At 68.8% G+C, this 18,648-nt stretch carries 16 protein-coding genes; 13 read left to right on the top strand and 3 right to left on the bottom strand.

Annotated features, from left to right (window positions below; genetic code table 11):
* Positions 1 to 32: 32 nt before the first annotated feature.
* The 4 genes from yajC (at position 33) to HWD99_RS05930 (ending at position 5,557) form a co-directional block, all read left to right on the top strand.
* On the top strand, positions 33 to 440 hold the full coding sequence (gene yajC / locus HWD99_RS05945) for a preprotein translocase subunit YajC (RefSeq protein WP_241795301.1): 408 nt from the start codon (positions 33 to 35) through the stop codon (positions 438 to 440).
* A gap of 61 nt (positions 441 to 501) precedes the next feature.
* Entirely contained in the window at positions 502 to 2,250 is a 1,749-nt protein-coding gene (secD, locus tag HWD99_RS05940; protein WP_241795300.1) for a protein translocase subunit SecD, read from the top strand.
* A complete protein-coding gene (gene secF / locus HWD99_RS05935; RefSeq protein WP_241795299.1) occupies positions 2,250 to 3,239 on the top strand; it encodes a protein translocase subunit SecF in 990 nt (329 codons plus the stop codon). The genes secD and secF overlap by 1 nt, the downstream gene beginning before the upstream one ends.
* A 68-nt stretch (positions 3,240 to 3,307) precedes the next feature.
* Positions 3,308 to 5,557, top strand: a complete 2,250-nt coding sequence (locus HWD99_RS05930; RefSeq protein WP_241795298.1) for a bifunctional (p)ppGpp synthetase/guanosine-3',5'-bis(diphosphate) 3'-pyrophosphohydrolase — start codon at positions 3,308 to 3,310, stop codon at positions 5,555 to 5,557.
* Here HWD99_RS05930 and HWD99_RS05925 read toward each other — a convergent pair.
* Positions 5,544 to 6,095: a type IV toxin-antitoxin system AbiEi family antitoxin gene (locus HWD99_RS05925; RefSeq protein WP_241795297.1), complete on the bottom strand. Its 552-nt coding sequence runs from the start codon at positions 6,093 to 6,095 to the stop codon at positions 5,544 to 5,546. The two genes, HWD99_RS05930 and HWD99_RS05925, sit on opposite strands and share 14 nt — an antisense overlap.
* A 60-nt stretch (positions 6,096 to 6,155) precedes the next feature.
* Entirely contained in the window at positions 6,156 to 7,520 is a 1,365-nt protein-coding gene (locus tag HWD99_RS05920; protein WP_241795296.1) for a DUF349 domain-containing protein, read from the bottom strand.
* Positions 7,521 to 7,734: 214 nt separating this feature from the next.
* Between HWD99_RS05920 and HWD99_RS05915 the strand changes: the two genes are divergently transcribed.
* Entirely contained in the window at positions 7,735 to 8,928 is a 1,194-nt protein-coding gene (locus tag HWD99_RS05915) for an FAD-dependent oxidoreductase (protein ID WP_241795295.1), read from the top strand.
* Positions 8,925 to 10,049 carry a uroporphyrinogen-III synthase gene (locus tag HWD99_RS05910; protein ID WP_241795294.1) on the top strand — a complete coding sequence of 375 codons (1,125 nt, stop codon included), beginning with the start codon at positions 8,925 to 8,927 and terminating at the stop codon, positions 10,047 to 10,049. The genes HWD99_RS05915 and HWD99_RS05910 overlap by 4 nt, the downstream gene beginning before the upstream one ends.
* 112 nt (positions 10,050 to 10,161) lie before the next feature.
* Here the strand turns inward: HWD99_RS05910 and HWD99_RS05905 are convergent, their stop codons facing one another.
* Entirely contained in the window at positions 10,162 to 10,494 is a 333-nt protein-coding gene (locus HWD99_RS05905; protein ID WP_241795293.1) for a hypothetical protein, read from the bottom strand.
* A 144-nt stretch (positions 10,495 to 10,638) separates the two neighbouring features.
* Here HWD99_RS05905 and HWD99_RS05900 point away from each other — a divergent pair, with 144 nt between their 5' ends.
* The 7 genes from HWD99_RS05900 (at position 10,639) to HWD99_RS05870 (ending at position 18,635) form a co-directional block, all read left to right on the top strand.
* On the top strand, positions 10,639 to 11,967 hold the full coding sequence (locus tag HWD99_RS05900; RefSeq protein ID WP_241795292.1) for a replication-associated recombination protein A: 1,329 nt from the start codon (positions 10,639 to 10,641) through the stop codon (positions 11,965 to 11,967).
* Positions 11,968 to 12,128: 161 nt separating this feature from the next.
* On the top strand, positions 12,129 to 12,758 hold the full coding sequence (rpsD, locus tag HWD99_RS05895) for a 30S ribosomal protein S4 (protein ID WP_194763930.1): 630 nt from the start codon (positions 12,129 to 12,131) through the stop codon (positions 12,756 to 12,758).
* 105 nt (positions 12,759 to 12,863) lie between these two features.
* The gene (locus HWD99_RS05890) at positions 12,864 to 13,052 is read left to right on the top strand and encodes a hypothetical protein (protein WP_241795291.1); all 189 of its coding nucleotides are present in this window, start codon (positions 12,864 to 12,866) and stop codon (positions 13,050 to 13,052) included.
* A gap of 78 nt (positions 13,053 to 13,130) precedes the next feature.
* A complete protein-coding gene (gene alaS, locus HWD99_RS05885) occupies positions 13,131 to 15,791 on the top strand; it encodes an alanine--tRNA ligase (protein ID WP_241795290.1) in 2,661 nt (886 codons plus the stop codon).
* Positions 15,788 to 16,261: a Holliday junction resolvase RuvX gene (gene ruvX / locus HWD99_RS05880; protein ID WP_241795289.1), complete on the top strand. Its 474-nt coding sequence runs from the start codon at positions 15,788 to 15,790 to the stop codon at positions 16,259 to 16,261. Before alaS ends, ruvX begins: the two co-directional genes overlap by 4 nt.
* Before the next feature lie 2 nt (positions 16,262 to 16,263).
* The gene (mltG, locus tag HWD99_RS05875; protein WP_241795288.1) at positions 16,264 to 17,820 is read left to right on the top strand and encodes an endolytic transglycosylase MltG; all 1,557 of its coding nucleotides are present in this window, start codon (positions 16,264 to 16,266) and stop codon (positions 17,818 to 17,820) included.
* On the top strand, positions 17,817 to 18,635 hold the full coding sequence (locus HWD99_RS05870) for a shikimate dehydrogenase (RefSeq protein WP_241795287.1): 819 nt from the start codon (positions 17,817 to 17,819) through the stop codon (positions 18,633 to 18,635). The genes mltG and HWD99_RS05870 overlap by 4 nt, the downstream gene beginning before the upstream one ends.
* The last annotated feature ends 13 nt before the right edge of the window (positions 18,636 to 18,648 follow it).

The raw sequence follows: 18,648 nt of genomic DNA, 5'->3' as shown, positions 1-18,648 counted from the left end.
GTGCGTGCACCTGAGAAAGGCGCTTGCCACCCATGGAAATCCTGCTCTTCGGCCTTCTTGCCGTCCTCGTCGTGTTCATGTTCGTCAACGGACGCAAGCGTCAGAAGCAGATGAAGGCCGAGCAGGAGGAGAAGGCGTCCAAGACCGTTCCCGGCGCCAAGGTCCTCCTCCAGGGCGGCATCTACGGCACCGTGGTCGCCTACGACCACGAGGACCTCGACTCGCCGGCGCTCGTCGAGATCGCTCCGGGCACCGTCATCGAGGTGCACAGCCAGGCGATCCTCCGCATCGTCGAGCCGAAGGACGACATCGTCGCGTCCGAGTTCGACGAGGAGACCCCGGTCGTGAGCGAGGTCGACCCGCTCTCCGCGGACGCCGCGGTGGTGGAGACCCCCGAGGAGACCCGCCGTCGCCTCGAGCGCGACGCCGACGACAAGTAAGCACCCTTCCTCGCGGCGCCGCAGCGCTCCGCGCTCGGGCATCTCAGAAAGCTGATGACACGTGGCTTCATCCTCTCCGGTCCGTCACGCCTGGCGGGTCCTCCTCGGCCTGCTCCTGGTGACGGGGGTTCTGTTCGGCGTCAACGCGCTGGGAGTGTACGTCTTCAAGGACAGCAACGGGGAGGCGGCGAGCTCGTGGACTCCTGAGCTCGCACTCGACCTGCAGGGCGGCACGCAGATCGTGCTCAGCGCAGAGACCGAGAGCGGTGCGGCCCCCTCGCAGGAGCAGCTCGACCAGGCCGCCGCGATCATCCGCCAGCGTGTCGACGCGTCGGGTGTGGCCGAGGCCGACATCACCACCGAGGGCGGCCAGAACATCGTCGTCCAGATCCCGGGCAACGCCGACGAGGAGACGCGCGAGCGCATCCAGTCGAGCGCGCAGCTCGAGTTCCGGCCGGTGCTCGCCACGACCGCTGCCGCCAACTCGTTCGTCGGGGAGGACGGCAACGCCACGCCGTATCCGACTCCCGACGACTCGCTCAACGCGACGCCCACCGCGGAGCCGACGGATGCGAGCGACCTGTCCTGGGTCACCGACAAGCTGAGCGCCGAGTTCCTCGCCTACGACTGTGCGAACCCGTCGACGGATCCGTCTACCGCGCCGCAGGACGAGCCGCTCATCGCGTGCGACCCGACCAATCAGGCCAAGTACCTCCTCGGACCGACCGAGCTCACCGGAGACGTGATCACCGACGCCACGTCCGGGCGCGATCCTCGCTCGGGCGCCTGGCTCGTGCAGCTCGAGATGAACGGCGAGGGCACCCAGAAGTTCGGTGAGGTCAGCACCCGTCTCAACCAGAACCGCCTCGCCGGCCTGACGCCGCGCGACCAGTTCGCGTTCGTCCTCGACGGCTCTGTGATCAGCGCGCCGCAGATGAACGGCCAGATCCTCGACGGGCGCCCCAGCATCTCGGGCAGCTTCACGCAGGAGACGGCGACGACCCTCGCCAACCAGTTGAAGTTCGGTGCGCTGCCGCTGAGCTTCGTCGTGCAGAGCAGTGACACCGTGTCGGCCACGCTCGGCACGCAGCAGCTGCAGATCGGTCTGATCGCCGGCCTCATCGGACTGGCGCTCGTCGCGATCTACTCTCTGATCGTCTACCGTGCGCTCGGATCGGTGATCATCGCCTCGATCGCCGTGATGGCGGTGCTGACCTACATCATCATCTGCATCCTCGCGTGGCGACTCGGGTTCCGTCTGTCGCTGGCGGGCGTCGCCGGCCTCATCGTCTCGATCGGTTTCACAGCCGACTCGTTCATCGTCTACTTCGAGCGGATCCGAGACGAGCTGCGAGACGGCAAGTCGATCACCTCGGCGGTCGAAGACGGCTGGGGTCGAGCCAAGCGGACGATCTACATCTCGAAGTCGATCAACATCCTCGCGGCGGTCGTGCTGTACATCCTCGCCGATGCCACGGTGAAGGGATTCGCGTTCACGCTCGGTCTCACGACCATCATCGACGTCTTCATCTTCGTGATCTTCACGCACCCCGTGATGCAGCTGCTCGCACGCACGAAGTTCTTCGGCGGCGGGCACAAGCTCTCGGGTCTCGACCCGGAGTCCCTGGGCGCCGTCTACCGCAGCCGGTCACAGTTCCGCGAGGTGTCGACGGCGTCGGCCGGCCGCGGCGCGAAGAACACCCGCGCCCGAGGCGAAGCCGAACGACGACAGACCATCGCAGAGCGCAAGCGCGCCGAGGCACTCGCCGGTGAGAGATCCACCAGCACCGGAAGTGAGGGAGACGCCTGATGGCTTCCATGAACGAGTTCGGCAACAACCTCTACTCGGGCAAGACCTCCTTCCCCTTCGTCGGCAGGCGTCGCCTGTGGTTCATCATCGCGATAGCCCTCGTGGTGGGGTCGGCTCTCGTGCCGCTCTTCCGTCCGATCCAGTTCTCGATCGAGTTCACCGGCGGTTCGCAGTTCACCGTCCAGGCGCCGGACTCGCTCGACCAGGAGACGGCGACCACCGCGGTGCAGTCCGTCGTCCCGGGAGCGGCTGCCAAGGTCGTCGTCGTGGGCGACAAGGACATCCGCGTGCAGACCGACCAGATGAGCGCGCAGGAGACCCAGCAGGTCTCGAACGCACTCGCCGACGCCTACGGCGTGGAACCCGACAGCGTCACCTCGTCGTTCATCGGCCCGGCCTGGGGTGAGAACGTGACGAAGCAGTCGCTCTGGGGACTCGCGATCTTCCTCGCGCTGACGTTCCTGATCCTCGCGATCTACTTCCGCACGTGGAAGATGTCGGCCGCCGCGATCATCGGTCTTCTGGACGTGCTCGTGATCACGGTCGGCGTGTACGCCCTGGCCGGTTTCGAGATCTCTCCCGCGGCCGTGATCGGCTTCCTGACGATCCTCGCGTATTCGCTCTACGACACCACTGTCGTGTTCGACAAGATCCGCGAGAACACGACGGAGGACGGCGAACAGTCGTCCCGCCTGTTCGGCGAGTCGGTGAACCTCGCGGTCAACCAGACCCTGGTGCGATCGATCAACACCTCGGTCGTCGCCGCCCTGCCCGTCGGCGCCGTGCTCTTCATCGGCGCCTTCTGGCTCGGCGCCGAGTCTCTCACCGACATCTCGCTGTCGATCTTCGTCGGCATCCTCGTGGCGACGTACTCGACGCTGTTCGTCGCAGCGCCCCTGTACTCGCTCTTCCGCGAGAACGAGCCGCAGCTCGCCGCTCGCGACGCCCGAGTGCGCGAGGCGCGCAGCCGGGCCTCGGTCGAGGCCTGATCGTCCCGCTCAGCGGGGCCGCCCCCTGCTGAGCACGCGTAAGATGTTCTGAATGGGGAGGTGAGCGGATGGCGGAACCGCAGACGACGTCGCAGGGGTCCAGCCTCAGGCGACTGGTTCCCCGCATCTTCTCCCGCGCGCCCCGCGTCAACGACCTCGACAACCTCATCCGCACGGTGCGGGCGAATCACCCGCGTGGTGACCTCGCCGTCATCGAACGGGCGTATGCGGTCGCCAAGGTCAAGCACGAGGGCCAGAAGCGTCAGAGCGGTGAGCCGTACATCACGCACCCCCTCGCCGTCGCGCAGATCCTCGGCGAGATGGGGCTCGGACCGCGAGCCGTCGCCGCCGCCCTGCTGCACGACACGGTCGAGGACACCGGCTACGCCCTCTCCGACCTGACCGCCGAGTTCGGCGACGAGGTCGCGATGCTCGTCGACGGCGTCACCAAGCTCGACAAGGTCAAGTACGGCGAGAGCGCGCAGGCCGAGACCGTCCGCAAGATGATCGTGGCGATGTCGAAGGACATCCGCGTGCTGCTGATCAAGCTCGCCGATCGGCTGCACAACGCACGCACCTGGGGATTCGTCCCGCCGGAGAAGGCGGCGAAGAAGGCCAAGGAGACGCTCGAGATCTATGCGCCCCTGGCCAACAGGCTCGGCATCCAGGCGATCAAGTCCGAGCTCGAGGATCTGTCTTTCGCGGTGCTCCACCCGAAGATCTACAACGAGATTCACAATCTCATCGCGCAGCGCACGCCGCAGCGGGAGAAGTACCTGACCCAGGTCGTCGAGGAGATCGATGAGGACCTGCGCGATCTGAGGATCCGCGGCAAGGTCGTCGGACGTCCGAAGCAGCTCTACTCCGTCTATCAGAAGATGGTCGTCCGAGGTCGCGAGTTCGACGACATCTACGACCTCATCGGCATCCGGGTCCTCGTGGCGTCGGTCCGCGACTGCTACGCCGTGCTCGGCGCGATCCACGCGCGGTGGACCCCTCTCCCCGGTCGCTTCAAGGACTACATCGCGACCCCGAAGTTCAACCTCTACCAGTCGCTGCACACCACGGTGATCGGCCCCTCGGGCCGTACCGTGGAGATCCAGATCCGCACGCACGAGATGCACCAGCAGGCCGAGTACGGTGTCGCGGCTCACTGGATGTACAAGGAGCGGATGAACGGCGGCAAGGCCGAGGTCCGCGCGTCGGACAGCGACATGGCCTGGCTCGCGCACATCTCCGACTGGCAGGCCGAGACGGCCGACCCGGGGGAGTTCCTCGATTCGCTGCGCTTCGAGATCGGTGCGAAGGAGGTCTACGTCTTCACGCCCAAGGGACGGGTCATCGGCCTGCCGGCGGGCGCGACTCCCGTCGACTTCGCGTATGCCGTGCACACCGAGATCGGGCACCGCACGATGGGCTCGAAGGTCAACGGACGTCTGGTGCCGCTCGAGTCCGAACTCAAGAGCGGCGACGTCGTCGAGGTCTTCACCTCGAAGAACCCCGACGCGGGACCGAGCCAGGACTGGCTCGGCTTCGTCAAGAGCACCCGCGCCCGCAACAAGATCCGCGGCTGGTTCACCAAGGAGCGTCGCGAAGAGGCCATCGAGCAGGGCAAGGAGGCGATCGCCCGCGCCATGCGGCGTCAGAACCTGCCGCTGCAGCGACTGATGAGTCACGACTCGTTCGCCGAGGTCGCCCACCAGCTCCGCTACGAAGACGTCTCCGCGCTCTACGCGGCCGTCGGCGAAGGCCACGTGTCGACGCAGTCGGTGCTCGAGAAGGTGACGGCGCTCGTCGCAGCCACCGATCCCGCGACGGGTCCGATCGACCTTCCGGGAACCGTCGCGTCCCGGGAACCTCGCGCGGGCGACTCCGGCATCCTCGTGCGCGGCGCAGCCGACATCCTCGTCAAGCTCGCGAAGTGCTGCACCCCGGTGCCGGGCGACGACATCGTCGGATTCGTCACCCGAGGCAGCGGCGTGTCCGTCCACCGCTCGGACTGCGTCAACGTCAAGGCGCTGGCGAGCGAAGAGGACCGCTTCGTCGACGTGTCGTGGGCTCCGACGACCAAGAGCGTCTTCCGGGTGCAGATCCAGGTCGAGGCGCTCGACCGCTCCGGACTGCTGTCGGACGTGACCCGGGTGCTCAGCGAGCACCACGTCAACATCCTCTCGGCGACGGTCAGCACCACCGACGAGCGTCTCGCGATCAGCAGGTTCGTGTTCGAGATGGGAGATGCGGTGCACCTCGATCGCGTGCTCAACGCGGTGCGGCGCATCGACGCCGTCTACGACGTGTACCGAGTCACCTCGTCCTGAGCTCGGTCCGCACGAGGGCGGCTCGCGCCGCTCTCGTGCCGGGCACGCGCGCGAGCCGGTCGACGTGCTCGACGGCGGTGCGCACGAGGGTCGCGTCGAGCTCGGCGAGGAGCACGATCCATCGCAGGAGAGATTCGTCACGATGGAGCCCGAGGGCGAGGTCGACCATGGTCCGCGCCGGGGACATCACCAGCACCCCGCCCAGGCGCACGAGCTCGGCCGGCGGGACGCTCGTGTCGTGCAGGATGACGCGGGCCGGAAGGTTCGCGCGGATGCGTCGCTCGACCGCACGACGCACATGATGGATCGCAGGTGGAGCATCACCCGCGCCGTGGATCCACGCGGCGGTGGGTCCTGACGCCGCGGTGTCGGTCGGGATCAATGTCGCGATCGATGCGGCGCGGGTGCCCGGAGCCTCCACCAGGTCGGCGGGGATGAACCCCTCGCCGATGTCGAACAGATCGCCGTCGAGCCGTGCCGCGGTCAGCTCGGGCTCGGTCAGAGCGCCACCGGGCAGATACAGGAACGCGGGATGCATCACGCCAGTGTGGCGCAGCGCATCCCGCGTTCGCGGTGTTCGCGTCGGACTGTGGAGAGATCAGCCGCCCAGAGCGCTCAGCCAGGTGCGGCGAGCTTCGAGAGCCGCGGCGGCCTCCTTGGCCGCCTTCTTGTCGCCGGCCTTCTCGGCGGCTGCGAGCTCGGACTCGAGCTTCTCGATGGCCTCGAGCAGCTGCGAGCTCATGTCGTTCGCGCGTGCCTTGGTCTCGGGGTTGTTCTTCTTCCAGTCGACATCCTCGCGGGCCTTCAGCGCCTGCTCGATCACGCGCAGACGGTCGTCGAGCGCCCGTTCCTTGTCACGGGGGAAGATCCGGCCGATCTCGTCCCACTGGCGCTGGATGCGCGTGAGCAGCGCGCGAGCGCGCTTGATGTTGGACTCGTCAGCGACAGCCTTGGCCTCTTCGAGCAGCGCCTGACGGGCCTCGATCTTCGGGCCGGACTCGGCCTCCTCCGCAGCCGCCTGCTCGGCGCGCGCCGAGTAGAGCGCATCGCCGGCGGCCTTGAATCGCGCCCACAGCGCGTCGTCGGCCTTGCGGCCCGCACGGCCCGCGGCCTTCCATTCGTCGAGAAGTGTGCGGTACGCGGGGATCCCGTCGACACCGCGGGGAGCGAGCGCCTCGGCGCGCTCCACCAGACGGGTCTTCGCATCGCGAGCGACCTTGTGCGAGTCGTCCAGCTCGGAGTAGAACGAGCGTCGGGCCTTGTCGACCGCGCTCCGGGCGTCGCGGAAGCGCTTCCAGAGCTGCTGCGACACGCTCTTCGACAGGCGCGGGCCGGTCTGCTGGTGGGCTTGCCAGGCATCGAACAGCTCGCCGAGCTCCGCGGTGACCTGCTTCCACTGCACCTTCGAGAGGTCGCGCGCGGCGATCGCCTCGGCGCGCTCCACGAGCGCGGTGCGCTCGGCGATCGCCTGATCGACGAGCTCCTTGGCCTGCTGCGCTTCCTGTGCGGTCGCCTCGGAGAGCGACGAGGTCAGTGCGTCGAGTCGCTCGCGCAAGCCCGCCAGATCGCCGACCGCTGCGGCATCCGTCGCCTCGGCGCGCAGGTGGTCTGCCTGCTTGACCAGGTCGCCGGCGGAGGCTCCTCCGGCCTGGTGGCGCTGCTCGAGAGTGCTGACCTTGAAGGCGATGTCGTCGTACTTGCGCACGAAGTAGGCGAGCGCCTCATCGGGGGTGCCGTCGGGATACTGCCCGACGACGCGCCAGGCGTCGCCCTCGCGCACCTCGACGGTGCCGTCATCGGAGACCCGGCCCCACTCGGCGGCGTCGGAGGACGATGCGCTCGGAGAGGGGGCGGCGGGCGTGGCCGATGCCGCAGCGGCCGATGAGGGCAGCTTGCGGGGCAACGGCTTGGCCGGGGGAGCGGGAACGGGGGGAGTCGGCTTCGACGGCTCGGTGGCAGACACGGTGATTCTCCTTGCGCGGTAGGGCCCGCGGGAGGCGGAAAGGACGAGCTTCAGCCTAGTACGCGTGGGCTCGTCGAGTGTGGTCGGTCGTTCTCACAATGGTCGTTACCGTTCTGTGAGCTAATCGTTCGACGCAGGAAACACGCAGCGACACATGCGGGAAACACCGCGCTCCTATCGTCGCCAACACGGGGAACCCGTCGAATGGAGCAGCATGAGAGAGTTCGCACTCACGCCCACGGAGATCGTGGTCGTCGGCGCCGGGATGGTCGCGCACCGATTCGTCGAGAGCCTGCTCAGCCGCGCCGAGTCCCCGCTGCATGTGACCGTGATCGGCGACGAGGGGCGGCATCCGTACGACCGTAGGCGGCTGACCGACTTCATCTCTGGCTCGTCGGCGGAGGATCTCGAACTCGACCGCTCGGTGCTGGACGACTTCCGGGTGCGGCTGCTCGCGGACGACCGCGTGCTGCGGATCGACCGCGCGCGTCGCACGGTGACCACGAGGTCGCGCACGGTGGTGCCCTACGACACGCTCGTGCTGGCCACCGGCTCGTACGCCGCGAAGCTCGCTGTCGACGGTGCCGATCTGCCCGGATGCTTCCTCTATCGAACGCTCGACGATGCGCAGCAGCTCAAGGACTTCGTCGATTGGCGACGCGTCGCACTCGGCAGGCGCCTGCGCGGAGCGGTGATCGGCGGCGGTCCTCTCGGACTCGAGGCTGCGGGGGCCCTGCAGGGAATGGACATCGACGCGACGGTCGTGCCGTACTCGGGCCGGCTGCTGTCGGACCCCCTCGACTCCGCGAACGGAGGAAAGCACGAGGGGCTGCTCGAGCGCCGGGGGATCGCGGTCCGCGCCGAGTCGCGCACCACCAGGATCGATCCGGATGACTCGGGCGCGGTCGCCGCGCTCGAGTTCCAGGACGGCTCCGTCGAACGTGCGGACGTGGTGGTGTTCACCCTCGGCGTGCGCCCACGGGATGAACTCGCACGGAACGCCGGGCTGCAGGTCGCCCCTCGTGGTGGGGTGGTGATCGACGATCGTTGTTCGACCTCCGATCCGCTCATTCTCGCGATCGGCGAGGTCGCGAACTTCGACGGCCGCTGCGTGGGGCTCGTGGCCTCCGGCTACGCCATGGCCGAGGTCGCGGCCACGCGACTGCTCGGCGGCGACGCGGTGTTCCGGGGATACGACGAATCCTCCACGCTCATGCTGTCCGGCGTCGAGGACGATGTCGATGTCGCGCGCTTCGGCGACGCCATCGCCTACGGCGCACTGAGACCTCTGGTCGGTGCGACGCACAGTGCCGAGCCCGCCGCTCAGCTGCTCCCGCTGGGCGGCAGCGAGGCTCGCGCTCGGTTTCCCCGTCGCGTGACCGCGATGGTGGCGGAGAGCCGTACGTGACCTCAGCGCGAGCACTCGACAGCGCTCTCGCGGGCTGCACGATCATCGTGGCGGGAGATCGTCGTTCCGTCGAGCTCACGACGGAGCTGGAGCGGCACGGGGCTGTCGTGCATCGTGCGCCGGACCTGAGCATGATCGCGGAGACCGACGACGACGAGCTGCGTGCCCGTACGGAGCGGGTGATCGCGGAGCCGCCCGACGTCGTCGTCGTCACGACCGGCGTCGGCTTTCGCGGATGGATGCTCGCGGCGCGCGAGCAGGGCCTCGACACGCACCTGGAGGAGGCGCTCCGCGGCGCACGCTTCGTGGCACGCGGTCCTCAGGCACGCGAGGCGATCGAGCAGGCGGGGTTCACCGCGGAGTGGGCGGCCCGGAGCGAGACCTCAGCGGAGATCGGCGAGTATCTCCCCGCAGCGGTCGTCGCCGGCAAGCGGGTGCTCGTGCAGCATCACGGAGCGGGCTCCGATGCGCTGGATGAGCAGTTGGCGGATGCCGGCGCCGACGTGCTGAGCGTCACGGTGTACCGCTGGAGGCCGCCCCCTGCCGCCGATGCCGTGCGCCGCTCGGCGGTGCGGGCTGCGGGAGGAGAGGCCGATGCGGTGCTGTTCACCTCAGCGCCGGGTGCAGCCGCGTGGATCTCCGTGGCAGAGCACGCGGGCGTGTTCGATCATGTCCGGCGTCGCTCGCACGGCGACCGTCTGCTGCTCGCCGCGGTCGGCCCGATCGCCGCGGCACCACTGCACGCCGCAGACCTGCGGGCGACCCTCCCGGATCGCGGTCGGCTCGACGACCTCGCCCGCACCGTGATCGAACACTTCGGAGGGGGCCGTGCTCCCTCGCTGCCCACCGATGCCGGGCGGGTCGAGGTCCGCAGCGGTGGGGTCGTCGTCGATGGCGCGTTCCTACCTCTGTCGCGCTCGGCTGCGGCGCTCCTCGAGGCGCTCGCGGCGGCCGGCGGCCGCGTGCTCTCCCGCGCCGAGCTCGGCAGCGTGCTCGGCGGCGAGCGCAACCCACACGCCGTCGAGGTCGCCGTGGCGCGTCTGCGCGAGGCTCTGGGCGGTCGAGAGCTCGTGCACACGGTCGTCAAGCGCGGATACCGTCTCGCCGTGACAGAGACCTGATCGCCCGCGCACCGCGGTCCGGATCCCGCTGGCCAGTCGTCGCCCGCGAAACCCGGCTCTCGCCGGTCACGCCGGGCCCTCGCCCGACTCGATCAGTCGGTGCCGGATTCGATCAGCCGGCCGGAGTCGGCTCCGCCGGGACTTCTTCCGAGGGAGCGGGATCGGGGAGCACGGTCTCCTCGGGCAGCGGCGTCTCCTCGGGGAGGGGAGCGTCGGTGGGCGCGACCGTCGGGGTGGGAGCCGGAGCCGGAGGGGCGACCTGCGCGTGCACGACCTGACTGCCGACGGCGGCTGCGATGATCAACGCACCGACGATGCCGGCGACCGTGTTGTCGCGCACCCGGCGGCGGATCTGTCCGGCGTGCCACTGCGTGCGCGCGGTGTGGAGCCGTGCGCGCTCCGCCTCGGTGCGCTGCTGCGCGTTCCTGGACCCGCGTGCGGCCATGCCGTGCTCCTTCGTGGACGTCAACTCTCGGCGTACATGAGACAACGCGGCGCTGGGCGGCACCGACGTCCCCGAGCCTACCGGCGAGCGCTGCATCCCACCGATCCCGACCGCGATGTCGGTCACCGGCGTTAGCCTGGACTGATGACCTCCGCCGCACTGCTCTCCGGGCAGACGCCCCTCGCCGTGCGCATGCGCCCCGTCTCCCTCGACGAGGTGGCCGGCCAGAAGCACCTGCTGCGTGCCGGATCGCCGATCGTCGCTCTGGCTGACCCCGCGGCCACGTCTCCCGGCGCTGTGTCGATCATCCTCTGGGGCCCGCCGGGCACGGGGAAGACCACGCTCGCACAGGCGATCGCCCGCTCGTCCGGGCGCCGTTTCGTCGAGCTGTCCGCCATCACGGCCGGCGTGAAAGACGTCCGCGAGGTGATGCAGGAGGCGATCACCCAGCGCGACCTGTACGGCCAGACGACGATCCTGTTCCTCGACGAGATCCACCGCTTCACGAAGGCCCAGCAGGACGCGCTGCTGCCCGGCGTCGAGAACGGGTGGGTCATCCTCATCGCCGCCACGACCGAGAACCCGTCGTTCTCGGTCATCTCCCCGCTGCTGTCGCGCTCGCTCCTGCTGACGCTGCAGCCGCTCACCGACGACGACATCGGACTCCTCGTCGACCGGGCCGTGACGGACGCACGTGGGCTCAACGGGGCCGTGACCCTGGCCGACGATGCGCGGGCCGCTCTGATCCGGCTCGCGTCCGGCGACGCCCGCCGTGCGCTCACCGGACTCGAGGCGGCGGCTGCGGTCGCTCTGTCCCGCGGCGGCGAGGGCGACGTGCCGGAGGCGTCCGCCGACGACGTGGCCCAGGCCGTCGACAAGGCGCTTCTGCGGTACGACAGGCAGGGTGACGAGCACTACGACGTCATCAGCGCGTTCATCAAGTCGATACGCGGGTCGGACCCCGACGCGGCGCTGCACTATCTCGCACGCATGATCGAAGCGGGGGAGGACCCGCGTTTCATCGCGCGCCGTCTCGTGATCTCGGCCTCCGAAGACGTGGGTCTCGCCGATCCTCAGGCGCTCTCGATCGCGGTCGCGGCCGCCGACGCCGTCGCCTTCATCGGCATGCCGGAGGGGCGCATCCCGCTCGCCGAGGCCACCGTGTATCTCGCCACGACGGCCAAGTCGAATGCGGCATACACGGGCATCGACGCCGCCATCGCCGACATCCGTGCCGGAGGGTTCGGACGCGTACCGCTCCACCTGCGCGACGCGCACTATCCGGGGGCCAAGCGGCTCGGCCACGGTCGTGGCTACGTGTACCCGCACGACAGCGAGTTCGGCATCCTCCCGCAGCAGTATCTGCCCGATGAGCTGCAGGGCAAGCGCTACTACGAACCGAAGAATCTCGGGGCAGAGCGCGACATCTCGGCGCGGCTCGAGCGCATCCGTCGCATCCTCGACGGGCGCTGAGCCGAATCTGTTAGACTTGATCGGCTCGAAACCGTGTTTTCGGGCATCTCCTCGTTCACACCACACCTTGCTGGCGCCCCGGCGTGCGCTCCAAGGCAGAACGCGGACGATACGTCCGCGAGTCGTGAGAGACACGACCGCGTCATCGGAAGGAACACTTCGTGACCACGAAGTCCCAGGACCGCCGCAAGGTCCGTCTGAGCCGTGCCCTCGGCATCCCGCTCACCCCGAAGGCCGCCCGCTACCTCGAGAAGCGTCCCTACGCTCCGGGTGAGCACGGCCGCACCAAGCGCAAGGCTGACAGCGACTACGCCGTCCGTCTGCGTGAGAAGCAGCGTCTGCGCGAGCAGTACGGCATCCGCGAGAAGCAGATGCGCAACACGTTCAACGAGGCTCGTCGTACCGAGGGCCTGACCGGTGAGAACCTGGTCGAGCTCCTCGAGATGCGTCTCGACGCGCTCGTCGTGCGTTCGGGCTTCGCCCGCACCACCGCGCAGGCTCGCCAGCTCGTCGTGCACCGTCACATCCTCGTCGACGGCCAGCTCGTCGACCGCCCGTCCTTCCGCGTGAAGCCGGGTCAGCTCATCCACGTCAAGGCCAAGAGCGAGGGCACCGAGCCCTTCCAGGTCGCAGCAGCCGGCGGTCACGCCGAGGTCCTGCCTCCCGTTCCCGGCTACCTCGAGGTCGAGCTCGACAAGCTCCAGGCTCGCCTGGTTCGTCGCCCGAAGCGCGCCGAGGTCCCCGTGACCTGTGAAGTGCAGCTCGTCGTCGAGTACTACGCAGCTCGCTGAGTTCAGCTTTTCCGCAGAAGGCGTCGGGGTCACCCGACGCCTTCTGTCGTTTCGGCATACGATGGAGACACCCCGCCTTCGCGGGTCAAGGGCAAGGATGACGACATGAAGAACGTGCTGTGGTTCCTGATCGGTGTGATCGGCGGCTTCGTCGCGGCGCACTTCATGAACAAAGACCCTCGCGGTCATGACATCCTCACCGAGGTCGATGCTCGCTTCAACGAGTTCACCGGCATCATCGGCGACGCCTACCGCGAGCAGCAGGCGCGGCTCACAGATCCCGCAGACGACTGATCGCGGCGGCCCGTCGGCCGCATCGCGTCGCACCGTCCGCTCTTCCACACCCTGTACGCAAGGACATCCGGCACCCCTATGAACACTGCGGAGATCGCGCAGCGCTACCTCGACTTCTTCGAGAAGAACGACCACGTCATCGTCCCGTCGGCCTCTCTCGTGAGCGACGACCCGTCTCTGCTGTTCACGGTCGCCGGAATGGTGCCGATGATCCCGTACCTCACGGGTGTGGTCCCCGCGCCGCATCCGCGCATCGCGGACCTGCAGAAGTGCATCCGCACGAACGACATCGAAGAGGTCGGCAAGACGGCGCGACACGGCACCTTCTTCCAGATGATGGGCAACTGGTCCTTCGGCGACTACTTCAAAGAGGGCGCGATCCGTTACGCGTGGGAGCTGCTGACCAGCTCCGAGGCCGACGGCGGCCTCGGCTTCCACGAGAAGGACCTCTGGGTCACCGTCTACGAGACGGACGACGAGGCGGAGGCGATCTGGCGAGACATCATCGGCCTCAAGCCCGAGCGCATCCAACGCCTCGGCCGTGCCGACAACTATTGGAACACCGGACAGCCCGGCCCCGGCGGCCCGGATTCCGAGATCTTCTTCGACCGCGGCCCGGCATACGGCAAGGACGGTGGTCCTGCCGCTGACGATTCGAGGTTCCTGGAGATCTGGAACCTCGTGTTCATGCAGGACTTCATCGAGAACATCCGCGGGAAGACCGAGTTCGACATCGTGGGTGAGCTGCCCCAGAAGAACATCGACACCGGGATGGGCCTCGAGCGCGTCGCCTTCCTCAAGCAGGGCGTCGAGAACATGTACGAGACCGACCAGGTGCGTCCCGTCCTCGACCGTGCCGTCGAGCTCTCCGGTCGTCGCTACGGTGCGGAGCATGACGACGACGTCCGCTTCCGCGTCGTCGCCGACCACGTGCGCTCCTCGCTCATGCTCCTCTCCGACGGCGTGCGTCCGTCGAACGAGGGTCGCGGCTACATCCTGCGCCGTCTCATGCGCCGAAGCGTCCGCGCGATGCGCCTGCTCGGCGTCGACGAGCCGGTGTTCCCCGAGCTGTTCGCCGCATCGCGCGACGCGATGAAGTCGGCGTACCCGGTGCTGGAGACCGAGTGGGCCACTCTCTCCGCATCGGCCTTCGCCGAGGAGGAGACCTTCCGCCGCACGCTCGCTCAGGGGTCGACCATCCTCGACCTCGCCCTCGACGAGACCAAGAAGAAGGGCGATGCATCGCTGAGCGGCCGCGAAGCCTTCCTTCTGCACGACACCTACGGGTTCCCGATCGATCTCACTCTCGAGGTCGCGGAAGAAGCCGGCCTGAACGTCGATCGCGCCGCCTTCGACTCGCTCATGCAGGAGCAGCGCTCCCGCGCGAAGGCCGATGCACGCAACCGCAAGCGCCAGCTCGCCGACGTGTCGGTGTACCGCGATCTGCGGGCGCTCGGCGAGACGGGCTTCGACGGCTACAGCGAGCTCGAGGTCGATTCACGGATCCTCGGGATCCTGGTCGACGGGCACGTCGTGCAGAGCGCGGCTGAGGGTCAGATCGCCGAGGTCGTGCTGGCCGAGACGACGCTCTATGCCGAGTCGGGCGGTCAGGTCGCCGACAAGGGAGTCATCGTCGGTCCTGGCTTCGAGCTCGAGGTGCTCGACGTGCAGCGTCCCGTCCCCGGCCTGATCAGTCACACCGTCGAGGTGACCCGCGGGTCGGTCGCGGTGGATGATGCCGCGACGACCGTCGTCGACGCCGCGAATCGGCGTGCCGCGCGTCAGGCGCACTCCGCGACGCACCTCGTGCACGCCGCGCTCCGCGACACGCTCGGTCCGACGGCGACCCAGGCGGGGTCCCTGAACCGTGCGGGATACATGCGCTTCGACTTCGCCTGGTCCCAGGCGCTCTCGACCGACACCCGCACCGAGATCGAAGACATCGCGAACCGCGCCGTGCAGGACGCCCTCGAGGTGACCACGCGGATCGTCTCGCTCGACGAGGCGAAGGAAGCCGGCGCCATGGCGCTGTTCGGCGAGAAGTACGGCGATGTCGTCCGCATGGTCGACATCGGCGGGCCCTGGTCTCGCGAGCTCTGCGCCGGAACGCACGTGAACACCAGTGCCGAGATCGGACTGGTCAGCGTGGTGGGCGAATCCTCGGTCGGCGCGTCCAACCGACGCATCGAGGCGCTCGTGGGGCAGGATGCCTTCCGCGAGCTCGCGGCCGAGCGCGCTCTCGTGTCGCAGCTGACCTCGTCGCTCAAGACCCCCCGTGACCAGCTCGCCGAGCGCATCGCCGATCTGTCGTCGAGCCTCAAGGCGGCCGAGAAGCGGATCGCGCAGTTCGAGGCCAAGGAGCGCGCGGGCCAGGTGCCGGCGATCGCCGACGCCGCCGCTCGCGTAGGAGCCTTCCGCGTGGCCGCACAGTCGCTGGGCGCAGTGGCCTCGGCCGATGACGTGCGCGAGCTCGTGCTGGGAGTCCGTGACCGACTCGGCTCCGAGGCCGCGGTCGTCGCTCTCGGCGGAATCGTGAACGACCGCCCCGTGGTCGTCGTCGCGACGAACGACGCCGCGCGGGCAGCGGGCGCCAAGGCCGGAGCGCTCGCGAAGCGCGCCGCATCGGTGCTCGGCGGCGGGGGCGGCGGACGTGACGATGTGGCGCAGGGCGGCGGCACGGATCCTGCGGCGCTCACCGCGGCGCTCGAGGCCGTGTCCCAGGAGCTGCAGACAGCGTGAGCGGGTTCCGTCGCGGCGTGCGCCTCGGAGTCGATGTCGGCAGGGCACGTGTCGGGGTCTCCCGATGCGACCCCGACGGCATGCTCGCCGTGCCCGTGGAGACGGTGCCGCGCAACGAGCATGCGGTCGAGCGCATCGCCGCTCTCGCGGCAGAGTATGAGCCGCTGGAGCTGGTGGTCGGACTCCCCGTCAACATGCAGGGCGCCGACACCGCATCGACGCTCGACGCGCGGGAGTTCGCAGCGGCGCTTCTCACGCGTACACGGATACCGACGAGACTCGTGGACGAACGCCTGAGCACGGTGACCGCACACGCCGCATTGCGATCTTCGGGGAGAACTCAGAAGAACTCTCGTAGCATTGTGGATCAGGTCGCCGCGGTGGTTCTGCTGCAGCAGGCGATCGACACGGAGAAGAGCACCGGAAACCCGCCCGGTGACACGATTCCGCTCGATGAGGAGTCTTCCTGACAATGCCCGAACGCGATAGTGCTTCCCCCCGGCACGATCCGGACGCCCGTCTGAGCGACCTGTTCGAGAACCTGCCGGAGCCGACGCAGCAGATCCCGACGGTCGATGACACGCCCCCGGCGCCCGGATCCCGACGTGCCGCCCGCGAGGCCGCCTCCCGGCCCGCGCTCCCCGGGGCCGGGCAGTCGAACACGACGCCGTCGCCGGAGTCACCCGTCGAGGCGGGAGAGACGGCCGAGTCTCTCTCCGATGCCGAGCTCCGCCGAGACGGCGTTCCGACACGAGCAGTACCCGCGGATGGTGCGGAGCGGCCGATCGGATCCTCCACCCTCGCCGCGACCTCCGCCGCGACAGCCGATCCCTCCCCGGGCGCATCCGCACCGTCGGAGCCGCTGCCGGTCGAACGCGATGGCGCGGGGGGACGTCTCGAAGACCTCTTCCACAGCCATGCCGATGACGAATCCGGCGGCAAGCCGCCCAAGAAGAAGCGGCGCACCGGGTGCCTCGTCGCACTGATCATCATCCTCGCCGTGATCGGGGGCCTCGCGGCCACGGGCGTCTGGGCGATGAACACGTACGGCGACAAGATCAGCGACGCTCTCGGGTGGGGCGAACCCGATGACTGGGAGCCGGGGCTCGCCACCGGCGAGGTGCTCGTCACCGTCAAGGAGGGCGACACCGGATCGCCGGTCTCGACCGCGCTGTACGAGGCCGGAGTCACCCGCACGGAGACCGTGTTCTACGACTACCTGGTCGACGAGGGCATCGCCGTCACGTTCTATCCGGGCAACTACCGCCTGCAGGAGAAGATGACAGCTGAGGCGGCGCTCGATGCGCTGCGGGATCCGGCGAACAAGCTCGAGAACTCGGCGAGCGTGGGGGAGGGGGCGACCGTCGAGTCCTCGCTTCCGGGGATCGCCGAGTCGCTGAGCATCCCCCTGGCCGACCTCGAGGCCGCTGTCGCCGATCCCTCCGCCTACGGCGTGACCGCGCAGACACTGGAAGGGTGGCTGTTCCCCGCGGTGTACACGTTCGACCCGGGCGTGACCGCGCAGCAGGTCATCCAGCGCATGGTCGACCGTACCCACGAGGCGCTGAACGAGGCCGGTGTCCCGGCCGAGGACGCGCAGCGGATTCTGACGATCGCATCCATCATCCAGCGCGAGGGGCTCACGGCGGACTTCCCGAAGGTGTCGCGAGTGATCCAGAACCGCCTCGACATCGACATGAAGCTCCAGATGGATTCGACCGCGCAGTACGGCTACGGTTCTCTGCACGAGGGAGTCGTCTCGAGCTCGGCCGAGGCGCTCGAGGACCCGAACGAGTGGAACACCTACGTCCACACGGGCCTTCCGGTGACCCCCATCGCCAGCTCGAGCTATGCCGCGATCGACGCCGCCATGCACCCCGCCGACGGGCCCTGGCTCTACTTCGTGACGGTCAATCTCGCCACGGGCGAGACGCAGTTCTCGGAGACCTACGAGGAGCACCTCAAGGGCGTCGAGAAGTGGGGCGAGTGGTGCAAGGCGAACCCCGACGGCGGATGCTCGGCCGGATGACCCGACGTCGACTCGCGGTCTGGGGAGACCCGATCGCGCACTCGAGATCGCCGCAGCTGCACACCGCGGCGTATGCGGTGCTCGGCGTCGACTGGGAGTACTCGCGGCGCCAGGTCGGCGACGACGGCTTCACCGAGGCCCTGGAGTCGCTGGACGACTCCTGGCGCGGGCTCTCGCTCACGATGCCGCTCAAGGAACAGGCCCACCGGGCTGCCCACTCACTCGACCGCCATGCCGAGCTCACGGGAGCGGTCAACACGCTCCTCCTCGGCGACGACGTCCGAGGATTCAACACCGATGTCGGCGGCATCGTCGATGCCCTGGCCGACGAAGGTCTCACGGCGATCGACCGGGTGAGGATCCTCGGCGCAGGGGCGACCGCCGCATCGGCGCTCGTCGCGGCGTCCGAGCTGGGGGCGAGCAGGGTCGACGTGCGCGCGCGTCTACCCGAACGGGCCGCACCACTGATCGACCTCGGTGCCCGGCTCGAGATCGAGATGTCGGCGACTGATCTCAACGCCGCTCCGGACCCGGTGGAGCTGACGATCGCGACGCTCCCCGGCGGCGCGAGGATCGACTCCGACGCGGTGTCGCGACTCGCAGCGGCCGGCGGCGTGCTCTTCGACGTCGCCTATTCGCCCTGGCCGTCCGCGCTGGCGTCGTCATGGAGCGGAGGCCCGGCCGTCTCCGGGCTCGGGATGCTGCTGCACCAGGCGGTGCGCCAGATCCGGGTCTTCCACCGCGGCGATCCGTCGCGGCGGCTGCCCGACGAGGACGCCGTCGTGGCGGCCATGCGCGCCGTCCTGTCGTCGTAGCGCGAAACGCGGC

The organism is Microbacterium sp. C5A9, assembly GCF_022627955.1.
In the GTDB taxonomy this organism is placed as follows: Bacteria; Actinomycetota; Actinomycetes; order Actinomycetales; family Microbacteriaceae; genus Microbacterium.
Note: the sequence above shows the minus strand (reverse complement) of the source record. Positions and strands in the feature narration are given on the sequence as shown.

Excerpts from the sequence above, each read along its gene's own strand:
- HWD99_RS05870 (WP_241795287.1), top strand. The coding sequence starts at position 17,817 with ATGACCCGACGTCGACTCGCGGTCTGGGGAGACCCGATCGCGCACTCG.
- HWD99_RS05900 (WP_241795292.1), top strand. The coding sequence starts at position 10,639 with ATGACCTCCGCCGCACTGCTCTCCGGGCAGACGCCCCTCGCCGTGCGC.
- yajC (WP_241795301.1), top strand. The coding sequence starts at position 33 with ATGGAAATCCTGCTCTTCGGCCTTCTTGCCGTCCTCGTCGTGTTCATG.
- HWD99_RS05930 (WP_241795298.1), top strand. The coding sequence starts at position 3,308 with ATGGCGGAACCGCAGACGACGTCGCAGGGGTCCAGCCTCAGGCGACTG.
- alaS (WP_241795290.1), top strand. The coding sequence starts at position 13,131 with ATGAACACTGCGGAGATCGCGCAGCGCTACCTCGACTTCTTCGAGAAG.
- HWD99_RS05925 (WP_241795297.1), bottom strand. The coding sequence starts at position 6,095 with ATGCATCCCGCGTTCCTGTATCTGCCCGGTGGCGCTCTGACCGAGCCC.
- HWD99_RS05890 (WP_241795291.1), top strand. The coding sequence starts at position 12,864 with ATGAAGAACGTGCTGTGGTTCCTGATCGGTGTGATCGGCGGCTTCGTC.
- HWD99_RS05905 (WP_241795293.1), bottom strand. The coding sequence starts at position 10,494 with ATGGCCGCACGCGGGTCCAGGAACGCGCAGCAGCGCACCGAGGCGGAG.
- mltG (WP_241795288.1), top strand. The coding sequence starts at position 16,264 with ATGCCCGAACGCGATAGTGCTTCCCCCCGGCACGATCCGGACGCCCGT.
- secF (WP_241795299.1), top strand. The coding sequence starts at position 2,250 with ATGGCTTCCATGAACGAGTTCGGCAACAACCTCTACTCGGGCAAGACC.
- HWD99_RS05915 (WP_241795295.1), top strand. The coding sequence starts at position 7,735 with ATGAGAGAGTTCGCACTCACGCCCACGGAGATCGTGGTCGTCGGCGCC.